The organism is Pseudomonas sp. 67(2021), assembly GCF_017491835.1.
GTDB lineage: Bacteria > Pseudomonadota > Gammaproteobacteria > Pseudomonadales > Pseudomonadaceae > Aquipseudomonas > Aquipseudomonas atacamensis.
In genome coordinates this window covers 1-19,284 of the sequence record NZ_JAFGYL010000008.1, presented here as the reverse complement: position 1 = coordinate 19,284, position 19,284 = coordinate 1, and the positions used below count along the sequence as shown (strand labels likewise).

The window sequence follows — 19,284 nt, the reverse complement described above, 5'->3', positions numbered from 1 at the left end:
GATGTTCGGCTGTATGAAAAAGCTTTGCATGCTGGGGGCCGCAATGACGCTGCTCGCGAGTCACTCGGCAGTCGCGGCCATGGGGCCATTCGAGATTTACGAACAGGCGTTGCGCAACGATCCGGTGTTCCTCGGTGCAATCAAGGAGCGCGATGCCGGCCTGGAAAACCGCGTGATTGGCCGCGCCGGGCTGCTGCCTCGGATCGGTTACACCTACAACAAGGGCCGCAACTCTTCCAGGGCGACGTCTCTGGATGATCGTGCGCGCAATCGAACTGATGAGCGCAACTACAACAGTTACGGCTCGGCGCTGACGGTGCAGCAACCGCTGCTCGATTACGAGGCTTACGCGGCGTATCGCAAAGGTGTCGCCCAGTCGTTGTTCGCCGACGAAGCGTTTCGCGGCAAGAGTCAGGAACTGTTGGTGCGCGTGCTGGATAACTACACCAAAGCCTTGTTCGCCCAGGACCAGATCGACATCGCCCGGGCGAAGAAGAAGGCCTATGAACAGCAGTTCCAGCAGAACGAACACATGTTCAAGCAGGGCGAGGGCACGCGCACCGATATTCTCGAAGCCGAGTCGCGCTATGAACTGGCGACTGCCGAGGAGATCGAAGCGCGCAACGAGCAGGATGCCGCTTTGCGCGAGCTGGGCGCGCTGGTGGGCGTGCCGGCGGTGGACATCGGCGATCTGGCGCCGCTTGGTCAGCAATTTCAGACCTTCACCCTGCAACCGGCCAACTTCGACACCTGGCATGAACTGGCGATCAGCAACAACCCGAACCTCGCTTCGCAGCGTCAGGCCGTGGAAGTGGCGCGCTACGAAGTCGAGCGCAACCGCGCCGGGCATCTGCCGAAAGTCAGTGCTTATGCCTCGATGCGCGACAACGAGTCCGAAAGCGGCAACACCTATAACCAGCGGTACGAAACCAACACCATCGGCCTGGAAGTCAGCGTGCCGCTGTACGCCGGCGGCGGGGTGTCGGCCTCCACACGGCAGGCCAGCCGCACCATGGAACAGGCTGAGTACGAACTGGATGGCAAGACCCGCGAAACCCTGATCGAACTGCGCCGCCAGTTCAGCGCGTGCCTGTCCGGGGTGAGCAAATTGCGCGCTTATCAGAAGGCCCTGAAGTCGGCCGAGGCGCTGGTGGTCTCGACCCGACAAAGCATTCTGGGCGGCGAACGCACCAATCTCGATGCGTTGAATGCCGAGCAGCAACTGTTCACCACCCGCCGCGACCTGGCCCAGGCGCGCTACGACTACCTGATGGCCTGGACCAAATTGCATTACTACGCCGGGACGCTGAATGAGCAGGATCTGGCGCGGGTGGACGAAGCATTTGTGGTCGCGCAACAGCCCTCACCCTGACCCTCTCCCAGAGGGAGAGGGGACTGACCGAGTGGCCTGCGATAGCTGCATCGACCTGAACGACCGAGCTGGACGCAGGTTTGACATCAACAAAAATCGGCTCCCTCTCCCACAGGGACAGGGGACTGACCGAGTGGCCTGCGATAGCTGCATCGACCTGAACGACCGAGCCGGACGCAGGTTTTGACATCAACACAAATCGGCTCCCTCTCCTCGGGGAGAGGGCTGGGGTGAGGGGAACAGGCGACACCGCAATTCAGCCCTGAACAAAACAACAAAAACGAGAGTGATGACCATGGACGTACGCATAAAGCCGATTTCGCTCGGCACGCTGTTGCTGGTGACTTCGGCAACGCAGGCCCAATACCTGGAATCAGGCCAGCCCGGCGATCCATCCAGTTGGCGCAGCGCCGAGTTCTTGCGTGACTGGGGTCTGCAACGCATGCAGGCCGATCAGGCCTACGCAGCCGGCATCACCGGCAAGGGCGTGAAGATCGGCGCGCTCGATTCCGGTTTCGATGCCGCCCACCCGGAATTCTCCGCCGACCGTTATCACCCGGTAACGGCCAGCGGCAGCTACGTCGATGGCTCAGCGTTCAACGTCGACGGCACGCTCAACCCGAACAACGATTCCCATGGCACCCACGTGGTCGGCACCATGGGCGCAACCCGTGACGGCAGCGGCATGCACGGCGTGGCTTACAACGCGCAAATCTTTGTCGGCAACACCAACAAGAACGACAGTTTCCTCTTCGGTCCAAGCCCTGATCCGCGTTATTTCAAAGCGGTCTACGACAGCCTTGCCGACGCCGGCGTGCGGGCGATCAATAACAGTTGGGGCAGCCAGCCGGCGGATGTCAGCTATCGCACTCTCGCGGATCTGCACGCCGCCTACGCGCAGCACTGGAACAAGGGCACCTGGCTCGACGCCGCTGCCGACGTTTCCCGGCGCGGTGTGATCAACGTTTTCAGCGCCGGCAACAGCGGTTATCCGAACGCCAGCGTGCGCTCAGCGCTGCCGTACTTTCAGCCGGATCTGGAAGGTCACTGGCTGGCGGTGTCCGGGCTCGATCAGAGCAATCAGCAGAAGTACAACCAGTGCGGCATCGCCAAATACTGGTGCATCACCACGCCGGGGGCGAAGATCGACAGCACCATTCCCGGCGGCGGTTATGCGATCAAGTCCGGCACCTCGATGGCGGCGCCGCACGCGACCGGCGCCTTGGCGCTGGTGATGGAACGCTATCCGTACATGAACAACCAGCAGGCGCTCGAAGTGCTGCTGACCACCGCCACCCAGCTCGATGGCTCGGTCACCAACGCACCGAACGAGCGCGTCGGCTGGGGCGTCGCCAACCTCGACCGGGCGCTGCGCGGGCCGGGGCAATTGCTCGGTGCGTTCGATGCCAATCTGGGGGCAGGGCAGCGCGATGTCTGGAGCAATGACATCTCCGACAAGGCGCTGATCCAGCGCCAGCGCGAAGACCTCGCCGAGCACAGCGCCTGGCAGCAAAACCTGCAGGACAAAGGCTGGCAGAACGGTGTTCCGGCCGGCGCCAGTCAGCAGGACCAGACCGATTACGCCGTCGGCATGTTGCGTGATGCGGCAGCGGCAAACCGTGTGTATGAGGGCAGCCTGATCAAGTCTGGAGCCGGGCAATTGCTGCTCAGCGGCGCAAATACCTATCGCGGCCCGACCACGGTCAACGGTGGTCTGCTGACGGTCAACGGTTCGCTGACCTCAGCGGTCACCGTCAACGACAGCGGCACCCTCGGCGGCTCGGGTAGCATCGGTGCGTTGACCGCCAACAGCGGCGGCCGGGTCGCACCGGGCAACTCCATCGGCACCTTGAACGTCGGCGGTGATGTGACACTCGCCCCGGGCTCGACCTACGCCGTTGAGCTATCGCCTACCAGCAGCGACCGCATCGTTGCCGGCGGCACGGCAACCGTCAGCGGCGCCAGCGTCAGCCTGGCGCTGGAAAACAGCCCGAGCTTGCTCAGCAGCGCCGAAGCGCAAAGCCTGCTCGGCCGCCAGTACAACATCCTGCAAGCGGCCGGCGGCGTGCAGGGACAGTTCGCTGCGGTGGTGCCGAACTACCTGTTCATCGGCGGCGCCATCGACTACGCCGCAACCGGCATTCAGCTGAATATCCAGCGCAATGCCACAAGCTTCTCCAGCGTCGGGCAAACGCCGAACCAGCGCTCGGTGGCGGCGGCAGTCGAAGGGCTGGGCGCTGGCAATTCGGTTTACGAAAGTGTGCTTCGTGCGCCCACCCAGGCCTCGGCACAGCAAGCCTTCCAGCAACTGAGCGGCGAGATTTATCCGGCGCTGGGGACGATGCTGATCAACGACAGCCGCCAGTTGCGTGATGCGGTCGGCGAGCGGCTGCACGATGAATCGGCGACCCGCAGCAACGGCTGGATCAAAGCCCTCGGCGCCTGGGGCAGCACCGATTCCAGTCACGATACGGCCGGCTACAACACCTCGATCGGCGGCCTGCTGGCGGGCGTCGACGGCGCGCTGGACGAGCAGACCCGCATCGGTCTGGTCACCGGTTATAGCGACAGCTCCTTGAGCATGGGTTCGGGCACGCATTCCTCGGCGAAAGTCGACAGCTACCACCTCGGTGCTTACGCCGGGCACGACCTCGGCGCCTGGCGCTTGAGCACTGGCGCGGCGTACAGCTGGCATCGCGGCGATGTGAAGCGCGATCTGCAATACGACGGCGTCAGCGCCAAGCAGAAAGCCAAGCTTGATGCGACCACCACTCAGGTTTTTGCCGAGGCGGCGTATCGCTTGCAGCTGCAAGCGCTGGCGCTAGAACCGTTCGCCAACCTGACCTACCTGCATCTCGACACCGAAGGCTTTACCGAGAAGGGCGATGCCGCTGCGCTGAAAAGCTCGGGCGATCAGCGCGATGTGGTGTTGAGCACCTTGGGCGTGCGGGCGAGCAAAACCTTCCACCTTTCCAGCCAGCAAGCGCTGGACGTCAGCGCGCGTCTCGGCTGGCAGCACAGCCTCAGCGATATCGAATCAGAGCAGCATTTGCGTTTTGCCAGCGGCGGCGCGCCGTATTCCGTGGAGAGCTCGGCGCTGGTGCGTGATGCCGCACTGGTCGGCGTGCAGGCCAGTCTGGCGTTGAGCAAGGACGTGCGGGTCAACCTCGATTACAACGGCCAACTGGCCAGCCGCGAGCAGCTGCATGGCGTAGGGCTGAGCCTGAACTGGCAGTTCTGATTCCATAGGTTTGAGCCACTGTGGCGAGGGGATTTATCCCCGCTCGACTGCGCAGCAAAAACCTGTGTTGATCGTTCCCACGCGCAGCAAAGGAATGAAGCCCGGGACGCTCTGCGTCCCATTGGAACGCGGAGCGTCCCTAGAGGCATTCCCACGCAGAGCGTGGGAACGATCAAGGCAACGCCAGCCGCGAGAAGGTGCATGGCGTCGGGCTGAGCCTGAACTGGCAGTTCTGATTGCATGGGTTTGAGCCACTGTGGCGAGGGGATTTATCCCCGCTCGACTGCGCAGCAGTCGCAAAACCTGTGTTGATCGTTCCCACGCGCAGCAAAGGAATGCAGCCCGGGACGCTCTGCGTCCCATTGGGACGCGGAGCGTCCCTAGAGGCGTTCCCACGCAGAGCGTGGGAACGATCAACGGCAGCACAGGCAACCGGATTTTTCGCAACATCACTAAGGAAGGTCGTGGATGGATAACAACAATACCCCCGCGCAATCGGGTGGCCGCTTTGCCCTGAAAACCCTGACAGTCGCGATGCTCTGTGCCAGTGCGATGGCACAGGCAGCGCCTTACGTTGAGAACGGCCGCAGCGGCGATCCGTCGAGCTGGCGCAGCAATGAATTCAAGGCCGACTGGGGCCTGGGTGCGATCGGCGCGGATTACGCCTACGCCGCCGGCTACACCGGCAAAGGCGTGAAACTGGGCATCTTCGATCAGCCGGTCTACGCCGCGCATCCGGAGTTCTCTGGCAGTAACAAAGTCGTCACTCTGGTCACCAGCGGCATCCGCGAATACACCGACCCGTATATCCCGGTGAAAGCCGGCGACGCGTTTCGCTATGACGGTTCGCCCTCGGTCGGCTCCGATGGCAAGCTTGGCGCCCATGGCACCCACGTCGGCGGTATCGCGGCGGGCAGTCGCGACGGCGGGGTGATGCACGGCGTTGCGTTCGGAGCGCAGATCATCAGCGCCGACAACGGCGACCCAGGTCCCGAAGATGGCATCGTGCGTGGCAACGACGGCGCGGTGTACAAGGCCGGTTGGGATGCGCTGATCGCCAGCGGTGCGCGGATCATCAATAACAGCTGGGGCATCGGCATCACCGACCGCTTCGACCTCGGCGGCCGCGATCCGGCGTATCCGCACTTCACCGTCAACGACGCGCAGTTGCAGTTCAACGAAATCCGCACCTTGCTCGGCACCAAACCCGGCGGCGCCTACGACGGCGCGATTGCCGCCGCACGCAGCGGCATCGTCACTATTTTTGCCGCCGGCAACGACTACAACCTGAACAACCCGGATGCCATTGCCGGCCTCGGTTATTTCGTTCCGGACATCGCGCCGAACTGGATCACCGTCGCCGCATTGCAGCAGAACCCGGACGCCGCCAGCGCCAATCCGTACGTGATCAGCACGTTCTCCTCGCGTTGCGGCTACACCGCCAGTTACTGCGTCTCGGCGCCGGGCACCAAGATCTACAGCTCGATCATCGAAGGTACCAACGCCGACAACTTGACCACCGGCTACAAAAACTACAACGGCACCTCGATGGCCGCGCCACATGTGGCCGGTTCCATCGCGGTGTTGATGGAGCGCTTCCCGTATATGTCCGGCGATCAGGTCGCCAGCGTGTTGCGCACCACTGCGACCGACCTCGGCGCACCGGGCATCGACGCCTTGTACGGCTGGGGCATGATCAACCTGCGCAAGGCTATCGATGGCCCGGCGATGTTCGTCACCGAGCAGGACATTCCCGAGGAGTTCCGCGTTCAGGGCGCGTACGGTTCCGGCCAGTTCGTTGCTGACTTGCCGGGCATCGGCGCAATCATCGATCAGGGCAAACCCACCGAACGCGTATGCAGCGATATCACTTGCGGCCTCGACACCTGGCGCAACGACATCGGCGGCCACGGCGGTCTGACCAAGCAAGGCATCGGCACCCTGGTGCTGACCGGCAATAACACTTACAGCGGCCCGACCCTGGTCAATCAGGGTCGACTGGCCATCAACGGTTCGCTGCAATCGGCGGTCACTGTCAACAATGGCGGCATCCTCGGCGGCAATGGCCGCATCGGCGCGCTGGCGGTGAACAGCGGCGGTACGGTGGCGCCGGGCAACTCCATCGGCACCCTGAACGTCGCCGGTGACGTGACCTTCGCGCCGGGTTCGACCTACGCCGTAGAGCTGTCGCCAACCAGCAGCGATCAGATCGTCGCGGGCGGCAAAGCGGTCATCAACGGTGCCACGGTGAGCCTGTCGCTGGAAAACAGCCCGACCTTGGTCAGCACCGGCGAAGTGCAAAGCCTGCTCGGTACCCGCTACAACATCCTGCAAGCGGCAGGTGGCATTGAAGGGCGCTTCGGTCAGGTCTTGCCGAATTACGCCTTCCTTGGCGGCACTCTGGATTACTCGGCGGGCGGCATTCAGCTGGCGGTCGGGCGCAATGAGGCATCGTTCGCCAGCGTCGGTCTGACGCCGAACCAGCGCGCCGTCGGTGCGGCGGCCGAGCGTTTAGGTGCGGGCAATGCGCTGTTCGAAACCCTGTTGCTGTCGCCCAACGCGGCGTCGGCGCAGCAGGCCTTTCAACAGTTGTCCGGCGAGATTCACCCGGCCATCGGCACGCTGCTGATCAACGACAGCCGCTACCTGCGCGAAGCCGTCGGCGAGCGCCTGCGTGAGCGTGATCTGTTCAACGCCGATGCGCCGACTGATGAACGCAGCAACGTCTGGATCAAGGTGCTGGGGTCGTGGGGTGAAAGCGATGGCGGACACGACAATGCCGATTCCAACAGTTCCATCGGCGGGCTGCTGGCTGGCGTCGACGGTCTGATTGCTGAAGATACCCGTCTCGGTTTCGTCACTGGTTACAGCGACAGCTCGTTGAGCATGGGCAGCGGCACGCATTCGTCGGCCTCGGTCGACAGCTACCACTTGGGTGCGTATCTGGGCCATGAAATCGACGCGTTGCGCCTGACCGTCGGCGGCGCCTACAGCTGGCATCGTATCGATGTGAAACGTGATCTGCAGTTCGGCGACGTCAGCGGCAAACAGAAAACCAAACGTGACGCGACCACCGCGCAACTGTTCACCGAGGCCGCTTACGATCTGGGCCTGCAACCGTTGAACCTGGAGCCGTTCGCCAATCTGTCCTACGTGCACCTGAACACCGACAGCTTCACCGAGAAGGGTGACGCTGCCGCGCTGAAGGGTGGTGAAGACAACCGCGACGTGGTGCTGTCGACCCTCGGCGTGCGCGCCAAGCGCAGTTTTGCCGTGTCGGACAAGCATCAGCTGGAACTGGGCGCCAGCCTCGGCTGGCAGCACAACCTGAGCAGCGTCGATGCCGACAGCCATCTGGCCTTCGCCAACGGCAACAGCGCGTTCACCGTGCAGAGCGTGTCGATGGATCGTGACGCTGCCGTGGTCGGCGTGCGCGCAGGGCTGGCGCTCGATCGCGACGTGCGGGTCAACCTCGACTACAACGGCCTGATCGGCTCGAACGAAAAAGATCACGGCGTCGGTCTGACGCTCGACTGGCAGTTCTGAGGCGTAACCGGCAGCACTTCATGGGCTGCCGGTTTTTTTACAAAAGGAGCGCTGCACATGGGATTGTTCGATTACAAAAATGCCGACGGCAAGGGCCTTTACAGCGATGCCATCGCGCTGACGCTGTATGCCTACACGCCCACCGGCAAACCATTGCCTGCCACCGCGTGGGCACCGGTCACGGCGACGGCGCTGGGCTATCAGGGCAAGGTCGGCGCGCAAGGCACGTTCTTCGGTGAACAGGACGGTTTCACCAGCGCCGAGGCCGAAGTGCTCGGCAAGTACGACGCTGCGGGACAACTGATCGGCCTCGGCATTACCTTTCGCGGCACCGGTGGGCTGGGTTACAGCGACACTTTCGGCGATCTGAAAAACAATCTGCTGGCAGCGGTCGGGCCGTCGGATTACGCCAGCAACTACGCGAAAAACGCCTTCGACAATCTGCTCAAGGCCGTCGCCGCTTTCGCGATCACCAACGGTATTGCCGCCAAGGATGTGTTGATCAGCGGCCATAGCCTCGGCGGGCTTGGGGTTAATAGTGTTGCTGAATTGAGCGCGGACAACTGGGGTGGCTTTTACAAGGATGCCAGTTACATCGCCTTCGCCTCGCCGACCCAGAGCAGCTCCGGCCCCCAGGTGCTCAACATCGGTTTCGAGAACGATCCGGTATTTCGCGTGCTCGACGGCACCACGTTCAGCACGGCATCGATGGGCAAGCACGACAAGCCGCACGAATCGACCACTGACAACCTTGTCAATTTCACCGACAACTACGCTTCCACGGCGCAGAACCTGGTGCCATTCAGCATCGCAAATCCGCTGAACTGGTCGGCGCACAGTTCCCTGGGCTACGCCGATGGCTTGAATCGGGTGATTGATTCGGCGTTCTACAACCTGACCGAGCGCGACTCGACGATCATCGTCTCCAATCTCGAAGAGGCATCGCGGAGCAAGACCTGGGTCGAGGACCTGGGCCGCAGCGGCGAGCCGCACAGCGGCAGCACCTTCATCATCGGCACGCAGAGCAGCGACTGGCTCAAGGGCGGGGCGGGTAATGATTTTCTTGAAGGGCTGGGCGGCGACGACCGTTTTCGTGATGACGGCGGCTACAACGTCATTTTCGGCGGGCAGGGCCATAACACCTTCGAACTGCAGAAACCGTTGCAGAACTTCAGCTTCGCCAAGGACGGCGACGGCACGCTGTACGTGCGCGACGCCTACGGCGGCATCAGCCTGACCCGCGACATCGGCGCGCTGGTCAGTAAAGAGGCGGGTTCGTGGTGGGGCAGCAAGGAAATCACCTGGGGCGTCACCGCCAAGGGTTTGAGCAATGGCAGCGAACTGACCCAGTACAACCATTCGCTCAGCGGTGATGGTTATGGCAATGCCTTGCATGCCACGACCGACGGCGACTGGCTGTTTGGCCTTGGTGGCGATGATCAACTGATCAGTGACAAGGCGCAGGTGACTTTCGTCGGTGGCGCCGGTAACGATGTGATGACGGCGGTGGGTGGCGGCAACACCTTCCTGTTCAGCGGCGCGTTCGGTTTCGATGCGATCAATGGTTATCAGGGCAGCGACAAACTGTTGTTCATGGGCGTCGAGGGCGCAGGGCAGGGTTATGACTACAAACAGCATGCCGCGCAGTCTGGTTCCGACACCGTGCTGAAGATTGGCGATTTTGCCGTGACGCTGATTGGCGTCGGCGTGGCTAACCTGACGGACTCGAGTTTCGTCTTTGCCTGATTCCGAAGTTGCAGGAGATCTCATTGTGGGAGCGAGCCTGCTCGGGAAAGCGCTGGTTCAGGCGATTGTGGTGTTGAATGTGCTACCGCCTTCGCGAGCAGGCCCGCTCCCACAGGTATGGCGTACACATGATCGTTCCCACGCTCTGCGTGGGAATGCAGCCGGGGACGCTCTGCGTCCCACAAGATCGCAGCCTCCGGCAGTTCCTACAGAGGCTGTGCACGATGTAATGAATGCTCCGGAGCCCCGTGCTCTGGCTGTGAGCTATCTCTGACAATTCCAACAACAAGAGAGGCAATGGCAATGGGTGTATACGACTACAAGAACTTCGGCACAGCCGATTCCGCGGCGCTGTTCAGCGATGCCATGGCGATCACGCTGTATTCCTATCACAACCTCGATAATGGCTTCGCCGCCGGTTACCAGCACAACGGCTTCGGCCTCGGTCTGCCGGCGACGCTGGTTACCGCGCTGATTGGCGGCACCGATTCGCAAGGGGTGATCCCCGGTATCCCGTGGAATCCCGATTCGGAAAAACTCGCCCTCGAGGCCGTGCAAAAGGCCGGCTGGACGCCGATCAGCGCCGCGCAATTGGGCTACGACGGCAAGACCGATGCACGCGGGACGTTCTTCGGCGAGAAGGCCGGCTACACCAGCGCACAAGTGGAAATCCTCGGCAAATACGACGCTCAGGGTCACCTCACTGAACTGGGTATCGCCTTTCGCGGCACCAGCGGCCCGCGCGAAATCCTCATCGGTGATTCGATTGGCGACGTGATCAACGATCTGCTCGCGGCGTTCGGCCCGGCCGATTACGCAAAAAACTACGTCGGCGAAGCTTTCGGCAATCTGCTCAACGATGTCGTCGCATTTGCCCGGGCCAACGGCCTCAGCGGCCAAGACGTGCTGGTCAGCGGCCACAGCCTGGGCGGTCTGGCGGTGAACAGCATGGCTGACTTGAGCGCTGGCAAGTGGGGCGGTTTCTTCGCCGACTCCAACTACATCGCCTACGCCTCGCCGACGCAAAGCAGCGGCGACAAGGTGCTGAATATCGGCTACGAAAACGACCCGGTGTTTCGCGCCCTCGACGGCTCGACTTTCAGCAGCGCTTCAGTGGGCGTGCACGACGCGCCGCATGCCTCGACCACCGACAACATCGTCAGCTTCAACGACCACTACGCCTCGAACGCCTGGAACGTGCTGCCGTATTCGATCCTGAATATCCCGACGTGGATTTCGCACCTGCCCACTGGCTACGGCGACGGCATGACCCGCGTGCTGGAATCGAAGTTCTACGACCTGACCAGCCGCGACTCGACGATCATCGTCGCCAACCTGTCGGACCCGGCGCGGGCCAACACGTGGGTGCAGGACCTCAACCGCAACGCCGAAACCCACAAGGGCAGCACCTTCATCATCGGCAGTGACGGCAACGACCTGATCCAGGGCGGCAGCGGCAATGACTATCTGGAGGGGCGCGCCGGCAATGACAGCTTCCGCGACAACGGCGGCTACAACGTCATTCTGGGCGGGCAGGGCAGCAACACCCTCGACTTGCAGCAGACGGTGAAGAACTTTGATTTCGCCAACGACGGCGCTGGCAATCTGTACATCCGCGATGCCGACGGCGGGATCAGCATCACCCGTGACATTGGCAGCATCGTCAGCAAAGAGCCGGGTTTTCTCTGGGGCATGTTCAAGGACGACGTGCTGCACAGCGTCACGGCCACGGGGTTGAAAGTCGGCAGTAACCTCACCGCTTATGAATCGAGCGTAAAAGGCACGGCCAGTGCTGACATGCTCAAGGCGCATACCGGCGGTGACTGGCTGTTTGGCCTGGAAGGCAATGATCATTTGCTCGGCGGTGCGGGCAATGACGTGTTTGTCGGTGGTGCTGGCAATGACCTGCTAGTATCGGGCGGCGGGGCGGATACGTTTCTGTTCAATGGCGCGTTTGGCCAGGATCGTGTGGTTGGCTATACGGCCGATGACAAACTGGTGTTTCTTGGCGTGCAGGGCGTGTTGCCGGGGGATGATTTGCGAGCCCATGCATCGGCGGTCGGGCAGGATACTGTGCTGACGTTTGGTGGGGATTCGGTGACGTTGGTGGGGGTGGCGCTTGGGAGCTTGAGCGCCGACGGGGTTGTTATCGCCTGAGGTTGGTGTGGGGCCTTCGCCGGCCCCTTCGCGAGCAAGCTCGCTCCCACACGGGATCTGCGTCGTTCACACATCCTCCAGTAGGAGCTGCCGAAGGCTGCGATGTGATCGTTCCCACGCTCCGCGTGGGAATGCAGCCCGGGACGCTCTGCGTCCCACTCAAGAGCCGAACGCGGAGCGTCCGTGGAGGCATTCCTTTGCTGCGCATGGGAACGATCATTCAGGCCAAGTCAGTCTTCCTTGCGCACGGTCGCGACTTCATCGGCGCGAACCTTGACCTTGGCGCCGGAAATGTCCTCGAATTCGTAGAAACCGTCTTCGGTCTCGGTCTTTGGCATGTCCTCGGTCAGGTACTGGGTGCCGTTCTGCAACGTCACCACGGTCTGGGTCGAACAGCCGCCCAGCGCCAACAGGGCTGCGACCGCTACAGGAATGCCCAGCATCTTGATTTTCATACCCACCTCTGACTCCTTGCTTGAATGTGATTGCGGGCATTGTCGGCCCTGTAACGCGGTTGGTGCCAGCATCGGCGGAAAAGTTCGATAGCGGCGCGAAAAAATGCCATTGATCTTTTTCCGTTTGCGCCGGGCAGGGCTGAGCTGGTATCTGTACGCATAACCAGTGTTCGCTTGCCGTGGCTTTGAATTCCCGTGACCTCCAACCCTCTCGACGATCCGTTCTATTACCTCAACAACTTCCGGCAAGTGCTTGATTGGCTTGGGCTTCGCTATGCCGATGTGATGAGCGCGAGCGAGCATGGCTTCATCCGCGACTTCAATACGCTGCCGCAAGCCTCGCAGGGATTGCTGGTACGCATGGTCATGCGCAAGGGCATTCACTTTCGCGCGAGCAAACTCAACTATCTGGAAATCGGCGACATTGCCGAGGCGGCGCGGCCGTTGCTCGAACACGGCTGGCTCGACGAACACGCTGCGCTGACCCTGGCAGAGCTGTTTGATGTCCTGCTCAAGGCCGAGCTGCTGCAAGCGTTCGGCACCTTTATAGAACAGCCGAAAGGGCGCAAGGACGAGTGGCTGCCGGTGCTGGCCGAACAGTTCAGCGAGGCGCAGACCCTGCGTGTCTGGGCGCCGCAACTGGCTGAGCGGCTGTTCAGCCTGACCCTGATGGACCTGTGCGATCGCCTGCGGTTGATGTTCTTCGGCAATCTGTATCAGGACTGGTCGGAGTTCGTGCTGGCCGACCTGGGCATCTTCACTTATGAAAAAGTCGAGTTCTGCGCCGACTCCCGAGGCCTGCGCAGCCGCGAAGACGTCGACGCCTGCCTGTTCCTGCATCAATGCCAGTTGCGCTTCGAGGCCGGTGAACCGCTGGATGAGATCGTCGAACAGATCAACGCCGTGCAATTCGACAACCCGTGGCTGCGCCGCCGACAAGCCAAGGCGTTGTTCCAGATCGGCCAGTACGCCGAGCGCATCGGCGACTTTGCCCTGGCCCTGAGTGTTTACCGCGACTGCGCCTACCCGGGCGCACGACTGCGGATGATCCGCGTGCTCGAACGCTGCGACGAATACGCGCTGGCGTTGGAACTCGGCACGCTGGCCGAACAGGCCCCGCAAAGTGCGGCCGAGCAGCAAGGCTTGCAGCGCATCGTCCCGCGCCTGCGGCGCAAACTCGGTGGCCCGCCGCTCAAGCGTGCCAAGGCCAGAGAGGTCGAGCGCCTCGATTTGCACTTGCCGCGCCTCGATCCGGCGCGGTCGGTGGAGTTTCATGTGCAAGCGCACTTGCACGCCGATGACGGCCCGGTGCATTACGTCGAGAACAGCCTGATCAATTCGCTGTTCGGCCTGTTGTGCTGGCCGGCGATCTTCGCGCCGTTGCCGGGTGCGTTTTTCCACCCGTTCCAGCGCGGTCCGGTCGATCTGCTCAGCGAGGACTTCCTCGAGCGCCGCGCCGAGCTGTTCCAGGCCTGTTTGGGCGAACTCGATAATGGCCGCTACGCCGAGACGATTCGCCAGCGCTTCGTCGACAAGTGGGGCATCCAGTCGCCGTTCGTGGTCTGGGGCGCGCTCAATGAAGACTTGCTGGAGCAGGCGCTGGCCTGTCTGCCCGCCGAACACCTGAAACACTGGTTCAACCGATTGCTGCTCGACATCAAGGCCAACCGTGCCGGCATGCCGGACCTGATCCAGTTCTGGCCGCAGCACAAGACCTACCGCATGATCGAAGTCAAAGGCCCCGGCGACCGCTTGCAGGACAATCAGCTGCGCTGGCTGGAGTTCTGCCACGAGCATCAAATGCCGGTGGCCGTGTGTTACGTGCAATGGGCGGAGCAGAGCGCTTGAGCTACAGCGTTGCCGTGCGTGCACTGTGCGAGTTCACCGCCAAGACCGGCGACCTCGACCTGCGCTTCACCCCGTCACCGACCGCGCTGGAAGGCATCGTCGGCCATCGCACCGTGGCCTCGCGACGCAGCGAACAGTACCAGAGCGAAGTGGCGCTGCAAGGCGAATTCGGCGAGCTGAAGGTCAAGGGCAGGGCAGACGGTTACGACCCGGCGCAAAACTGCCTGGAAGAAGTCAAAACCTATCGCGGCGACTTGAGCAAGCAACCGGCCAATCACCGCCAGTTGCACTGGGCGCAGGCGAAAATCTACGGCTGGTTGATGTGCCAGAAACTGCAATTGCAGCAGATCAATCTGGCGCTGGTGTATTTCGACGTCGTCAGCGAAAAGGAAACCTGCCTGGTTGAATCCCACAGCGCCGAGTCGCTTCAGGGGTTTTTCGCGCAGCAGTGCGCTTTGTTCCTGCAATGGGCCGAGCAGGAAATGGCCCATCGCGAAGCGCGCAATCTGGCCGCGCAACAACTGCCGTTCCCGCACGCGGATTTTCGTCCCGGCCAACGGCATCTGGCCGAATCAGTGTTCAAAGCCGTCAGCACCGGCCGCTGCCTCATGGCCCAGGCGCCGACCGGCATCGGCAAAACCCTTGGCACGCTGTTCCCGATGCTCAAGGCCCTGGCGCCGCAGCAGTTGGACAAGGTGTTCTTTCTCACCGCCAAGACACCCGGACGCAAACTGGCGCTCGATGCCAGCCAGGTGTTGTTCAGGCAAACGCCGGACTTGCCGCTGCGGGTGATGGAAATGGTTGCTCGCGACAAGGCCTGCGAACACCCGGACAAAGCCTGTCATGGCGAATCCTGCCCGTTGGCCCAAGGTTTTTATGATCGCTTGCCGGCCGCCCGCGAAGCGGCCAGCCGCATCAACCTGCTCGATCAGGCGGCGATGCGCGAAGTCGCCGCGCAGCACAGCGTGTGCCCGTACTACCTGAGTCAGGAAATGGCCCGTTGGGCGGATGTAGTGGTTGCCGACTACAACTATTACTTCGACTTCAGCGCGCTGCTGTTCGGTCTGGCCCAGCTCAATCAGTGGAAAGTCGCGGTGCTCGCCGACGAGGCGCACAACCTGGTCGAGCGCGGCCGGCAGATGTACAGCGCCAGCCTCGACCAGTTCACCCTCGCCAGCGTGCGCAAAACCGCGCCCGCAGCGTTGAAGAATTCCCTGCAACGGGTCAACCGCGAATGGAACGCGCTGCATGCGCCGCAACTGGCGGCCTATCAGGCCTACGACAAGGCGCCGGACAAGTTCCTGCACGCCATCTCGCTGTGTTGCGCGGCCATTGGCGATTACCTCAACGAACATCCGCAAGGCCTCGACAGCGGTCTGCAGAACTTCTATTTCGACTTGCTGCAATTTGCCCGGGTCGCCGAGCTGTACGACGAGCATTACCTGTTCGATATCAGCAAACGCGACCTCGACCGCAAGCGTCCACTCTCGCAACTGTGCCTGCGCAATGTGGTGCCGGCGGCGTTCATCGGCCCGCGCCTGACAGCGGCGCGCAGCAGTGTGCTGTTCTCGGCCACGCTGAGCCCGCGCAACTACTACGCCGACCTGCTCGGCACGCCCGCCGACACGGTGTGCATCGACGTCGAATCGCCGTTCAGCGCCGAGCAGTTGCAGGTGCACATCGTCAGCCAGATCTCCACGCGTTTTAACCATCGCCAAGCCTCGCTGGAGCCGATCGTCGAGCTGATCGCACGCCAGTTCAGCGAGCGACCGGGCAATTATCTGGCGTTCTTCAGCAGTTTCGATTACCTGCAACAGGTCGCGACCTTATTGGCCGAGCGCCATCCGCACATCACTCAGTGGCTGCAATCGCGGGGCATGGCCGAGGGCGCGCGGCAGGCGTTTCTCGACCAGTTCAGCGCCGACAGCCAGGGTGTGGGGTTTGCGGTGTTGGGCGGCGCGTTTGGCGAGGGCATCGATTTGCCCGGCGCGCGGCTGATCGGCGCGTTCATCGCCACGCTGGGGCTGGCGCAGCTCAACCCGGTCAACGAGCAGATGAAGCGGCGCATGGCCGCCATTTTTGGCGCCGGCTACGACTACACCTATCTGTACCCGGGCATGCAAAAAGTCGTACAAGCCGCCGGGCGGGTGATTCGCACCCGTGAGGATCGCGGCACGGTCATGCTGATCGACGACCGCTTTGCCGAAAGCCGCATCCAGCAACTGCTGCCACGCTGGTGGGCGATCAAAAGCGAACCGGCGCTTTTCAAATCGACGGATTCACGCATACTTCAGCCCATGACAGTGGCTGGTGAGTGTGATGAGTGAGAACAACAGAACCGCAGCGATCGAAGACAGCCGTTTCCGGCTGCTGATCGACGCGGTTGTCGACTATGCGATCTACATGATCGACCCCGACGGTACCATCACCAGTTGGAACTCCGGCGCCAAACGCTTCAAAGGTTATGAAGAAGCGGAAATCATCGGCGAGCACTTCTCGCGCTTCTATACCCCGGAAGACCGCGCCAACGGTATGCCGCAACGGGCGCTGGACACAGCGATCCGTGAGGGTCGCTTCGAAGGCGAGGGCTGGCGCGTGCGCAAGGACGGCACGCACTTCTGGTCGCACGTGGTGATCGATCCGATCATCGACCCCGACGGCAAGCTGCTCGGTTTCGCCAAGATCACCCGTGACCTCACCGACCGCAAAATGGCCGAGGAAACCCTCAAACAAAGCGAACAGCAGTTCCGCCTGCTGGTGCAGGGCGTCACCGATTACGCGATCTACATGCTCAGCCCCGAAGGCTGCGTCAGCAACTGGAACCAGGGCGCGCAGCGCATCAAGGGCTATTTGCCGGAAGAGATCATCGGCCAGCATTTTTCGATTTTCTACACCCCCGAAGACCGCGAACTCGGCGAGCCGCAGCGTTCGCTGGAGATTGCCACCCGCGAAGGCCGCTTCGAGAACCGCAGCTGGCGGATGCGCAAGGACGGCACGCGCTTTCTTGCTCACGTAGTGGTCGATGCGATTCGCGGCGACACCGGCGCGTTGCTCGGCTTCGCCAAGATCACCCGCGATGTCACTGAGGCCCACGAAGCGCAGCAGGCCCTGGAAAAGACCCGCGAGGCGTTGTTCCAGGCGCAGAAGATGCAGGCGATCGGCCAACTCAGCGGCGGTATCGCTCATGACTTCAACAACCTGCTGACGGTGATTCTGGGCAACCTCGAGATCGTGCAGAAACGCATCGGCGACGCGCCGAAAATCGCTCGACTGCTGGAAAACGCCACCCAAGGCGCCTTGCGCGGTGTGTCGCTGACCCAGCGCATGCTGGCCTTCGCCCGGCGCCAGGAACTGAAGACCGAATCGGTGGATATCCCGCAACTGGTGCAAGGCATCACCGGGCTGCTGCGCAGTTCGCTGGGACCGGGGATTCGTATCGAAACACGCTTTCACGACGACCTGCAGCCAGTGCTGGCCGACAGCAACCAATTGGAACTGGCGATCCTCAATCTCGCCACCAATGCCCGCGATGCCATGCCCGACGGCGGCACGGTGATCATTCAGGCGCAAGCCGAAGTGGTGCTGGAACAAACTCATTCGACCCTCGCGGCGGGGCGCTACGTGTGCCTGAGCCTGATCGACAGCGGCGAAGGCATGGACGAAACCACGCTGGCCTGCGCCCGTGATCCGTTCTTCACCACCAAGGGCTTGGGCAAAGGTACCGGGCTCGGCTTGTCGATGGTACACGGCTTCATCGAGCAGTTGGGCGGGCGCTTTATTCTGAAAAGCGAGAAGGGCCAGGGCACGGCGGCCGAGCTGTGGATTCCGGTAGCGCTTGAGCGTACGGCCAGTCGCCCGGCGTACAGCAACGCAGCGCCGATCGCAGTACCGCGACTCAGCGTGCTGGTGGTCGATGACGATTCGCTGGTGCTGACCAGCACCAGCCTGCTGCTGGAAGACCTCGGCCACCGCGTTATCGGCGCGACCTCCGGCGCCCAGGCGCTGGCGCTGTTCGATCAGGGCGAAGTCATTGATCTGGTGATCACCGACATGGCCATGCCAAAAATGAGCGGCGCGCAACTGGCCCATGCCTTGCGCATGCTCAAGCCGGATCTGCCGATCATTCTCGCCACTGGATATGCCGAACGCCTGGAGGGTTTTGCCGCTCAACTGCCGCGTCTGCCGAAACCGTTCACCCAAGCGAGTCTGGTGCAGATCATCGCTCAATCGATGAAGTGACGCGCTGGTCGATCCGGCTGAACTAGTGCTGACGCGTGCCTTTCCAAAAGTCTTGTTCACTTTTGGAGGGCACGTCTCTTGTCTCGCATATTGACCCAGCCAAGCGCTGTTGAAGAAGCCTTGGCCGAACACGACGCCAAGATGTTTGGCTCACCCAAGGAGCGCCTGGATTTCTATCGCCGGGAAATCCAGTACGAAACCAGCATCCTCGCCAACCGCACCGACGCCTACCTGGCGGCGCAGTCGTTTCTGGTGATCGCTTTTGCCTCGTGCATGGCTAACCTCAATCCGGAGTGGGGCAAGATGTTCACCCTCGTCGTTCCGCCGTTTCTCGCGCTGCTCGGGGTGCTCAGTTCATTGAATGCCTGGCCGGGGATTCGTGCGGCATACGACATCATCGATCACTGGCACTTCAAACAGAGCCAGTTGCTGCACAGCGAGCCGGTAATGGGCGCGGCGTATGACGAATCACCACTGTTCAGTGAGATGGAATCCAGCCACAAGGGCTATCGCAAGTCGCTGCTGTTCTCGGTGCGCACGCCGTGGATTTTTGCCACGTTCTGGGTGATGTTGGGGGTGTATGCGGTGTTTATTCAGGTGACCAATCCTTGAGGTGGATTGGTCGGGACAGGTGCTGGATGTTGTGGTGTTAATGTGATTTTACCCCCTCACCCCAGCCC

General features: G+C 62.1%; 10 protein-coding genes. 9 read left to right on the top strand and 1 reads right to left on the bottom strand.

Annotated features, from left to right (window positions below; all coding sequences use genetic code 11):
• Position 1: 1 nt before the first annotated feature.
• The 5 genes from J5M66_RS12485 to J5M66_RS12465 all read left to right on the top strand — a co-directional run bounded on the left by J5M66_RS12485 (position 2) and on the right by J5M66_RS12465 (position 12,062).
• Positions 2–1,372, top strand: a complete 1,371-nt coding sequence (locus J5M66_RS12485) for a TolC family outer membrane protein (RefSeq protein ID WP_160769327.1) — start codon at positions 2–4, stop codon at positions 1,370–1,372.
• A gap of 295 nt (positions 1,373–1,667) precedes the next feature.
• Positions 1,668–4,613, top strand: a complete 2,946-nt coding sequence (locus J5M66_RS12480) for an autotransporter serine protease (RefSeq protein WP_207808849.1) — start codon at positions 1,668–1,670, stop codon at positions 4,611–4,613.
• Between the two features lie 468 nt (positions 4,614–5,081).
• Positions 5,082–8,159, top strand: a complete 3,078-nt coding sequence (locus tag J5M66_RS12475) for an autotransporter serine protease (RefSeq protein WP_207808841.1) — start codon at positions 5,082–5,084, stop codon at positions 8,157–8,159.
• 57 nt (positions 8,160–8,216) lie between these two features.
• On the top strand, positions 8,217–9,905 hold the full coding sequence (locus tag J5M66_RS12470) for a polyurethanase (RefSeq protein ID WP_207808833.1): 1,689 nt from the start codon (positions 8,217–8,219) through the stop codon (positions 9,903–9,905).
• Positions 9,906–10,208: 303 nt separating this feature from the next.
• Positions 10,209–12,062: a polyurethanase gene (locus J5M66_RS12465; protein WP_207808933.1), complete on the top strand. Its 1,854-nt coding sequence runs from the start codon at positions 10,209–10,211 to the stop codon at positions 12,060–12,062.
• Positions 12,063–12,292: 230 nt separating this feature from the next.
• Here J5M66_RS12465 and J5M66_RS12460 read toward each other — a convergent pair whose 3' ends face one another.
• On the bottom strand, positions 12,293–12,517 hold the full coding sequence (locus J5M66_RS12460) for a YgdI/YgdR family lipoprotein (protein WP_016774830.1): 225 nt from the start codon (positions 12,515–12,517) through the stop codon (positions 12,293–12,295).
• A gap of 195 nt (positions 12,518–12,712) precedes the next feature.
• Between J5M66_RS12460 and J5M66_RS12455 the strand changes: the two genes are divergently transcribed.
• The 4 genes from J5M66_RS12455 (at position 12,713) to J5M66_RS12440 (ending at position 19,216) form a co-directional block, all read left to right on the top strand.
• Positions 12,713–14,365 (top strand): VRR-NUC domain-containing protein, encoded by a 1,653-nt coding sequence (locus J5M66_RS12455; RefSeq protein ID WP_207808830.1) that lies wholly within the window; start codon positions 12,713–12,715, stop codon positions 14,363–14,365.
• Complete coding sequence (locus J5M66_RS12450) at positions 14,362–16,692, top strand: ATP-dependent DNA helicase (RefSeq protein WP_207808829.1); 2,331 nt, start codon at positions 14,362–14,364, stop codon at positions 16,690–16,692. The genes J5M66_RS12455 and J5M66_RS12450 overlap by 4 nt, the downstream gene beginning before the upstream one ends.
• On the top strand, positions 16,685–18,604 hold the full coding sequence (locus tag J5M66_RS12445; RefSeq protein ID WP_123442407.1) for a PAS domain-containing sensor histidine kinase: 1,920 nt from the start codon (positions 16,685–16,687) through the stop codon (positions 18,602–18,604). Before J5M66_RS12450 ends, J5M66_RS12445 begins: the two co-directional genes overlap by 8 nt.
• Positions 18,605–18,682: 78 nt before the next feature.
• Positions 18,683–19,216, top strand: a complete 534-nt coding sequence (locus J5M66_RS12440) for a hypothetical protein (RefSeq protein WP_016774826.1) — start codon at positions 18,683–18,685, stop codon at positions 19,214–19,216.
• Positions 19,217–19,284 lie beyond the last annotated feature (68 nt).

Coding starts and splice junctions, on each gene's coding strand:
- J5M66_RS12445 (WP_123442407.1), top strand. CDS start 16,685: ATGAGTGAGAACAACAGAACCGCAGCGATCGAAGACAGCCGTTTCCGG.
- J5M66_RS12480 (WP_207808849.1), top strand. CDS start 1,668: ATGGACGTACGCATAAAGCCGATTTCGCTCGGCACGCTGTTGCTGGTG.
- J5M66_RS12470 (WP_207808833.1), top strand. CDS start 8,217: ATGGGATTGTTCGATTACAAAAATGCCGACGGCAAGGGCCTTTACAGC.
- J5M66_RS12485 (WP_160769327.1), top strand. CDS start 2: ATGTTCGGCTGTATGAAAAAGCTTTGCATGCTGGGGGCCGCAATGACG.
- J5M66_RS12460 (WP_016774830.1), bottom strand. CDS start 12,517: ATGAAAATCAAGATGCTGGGCATTCCTGTAGCGGTCGCAGCCCTGTTG.
- J5M66_RS12465 (WP_207808933.1), top strand. CDS start 10,209: ATGGGTGTATACGACTACAAGAACTTCGGCACAGCCGATTCCGCGGCG.
- J5M66_RS12475 (WP_207808841.1), top strand. CDS start 5,082: ATGGATAACAACAATACCCCCGCGCAATCGGGTGGCCGCTTTGCCCTG.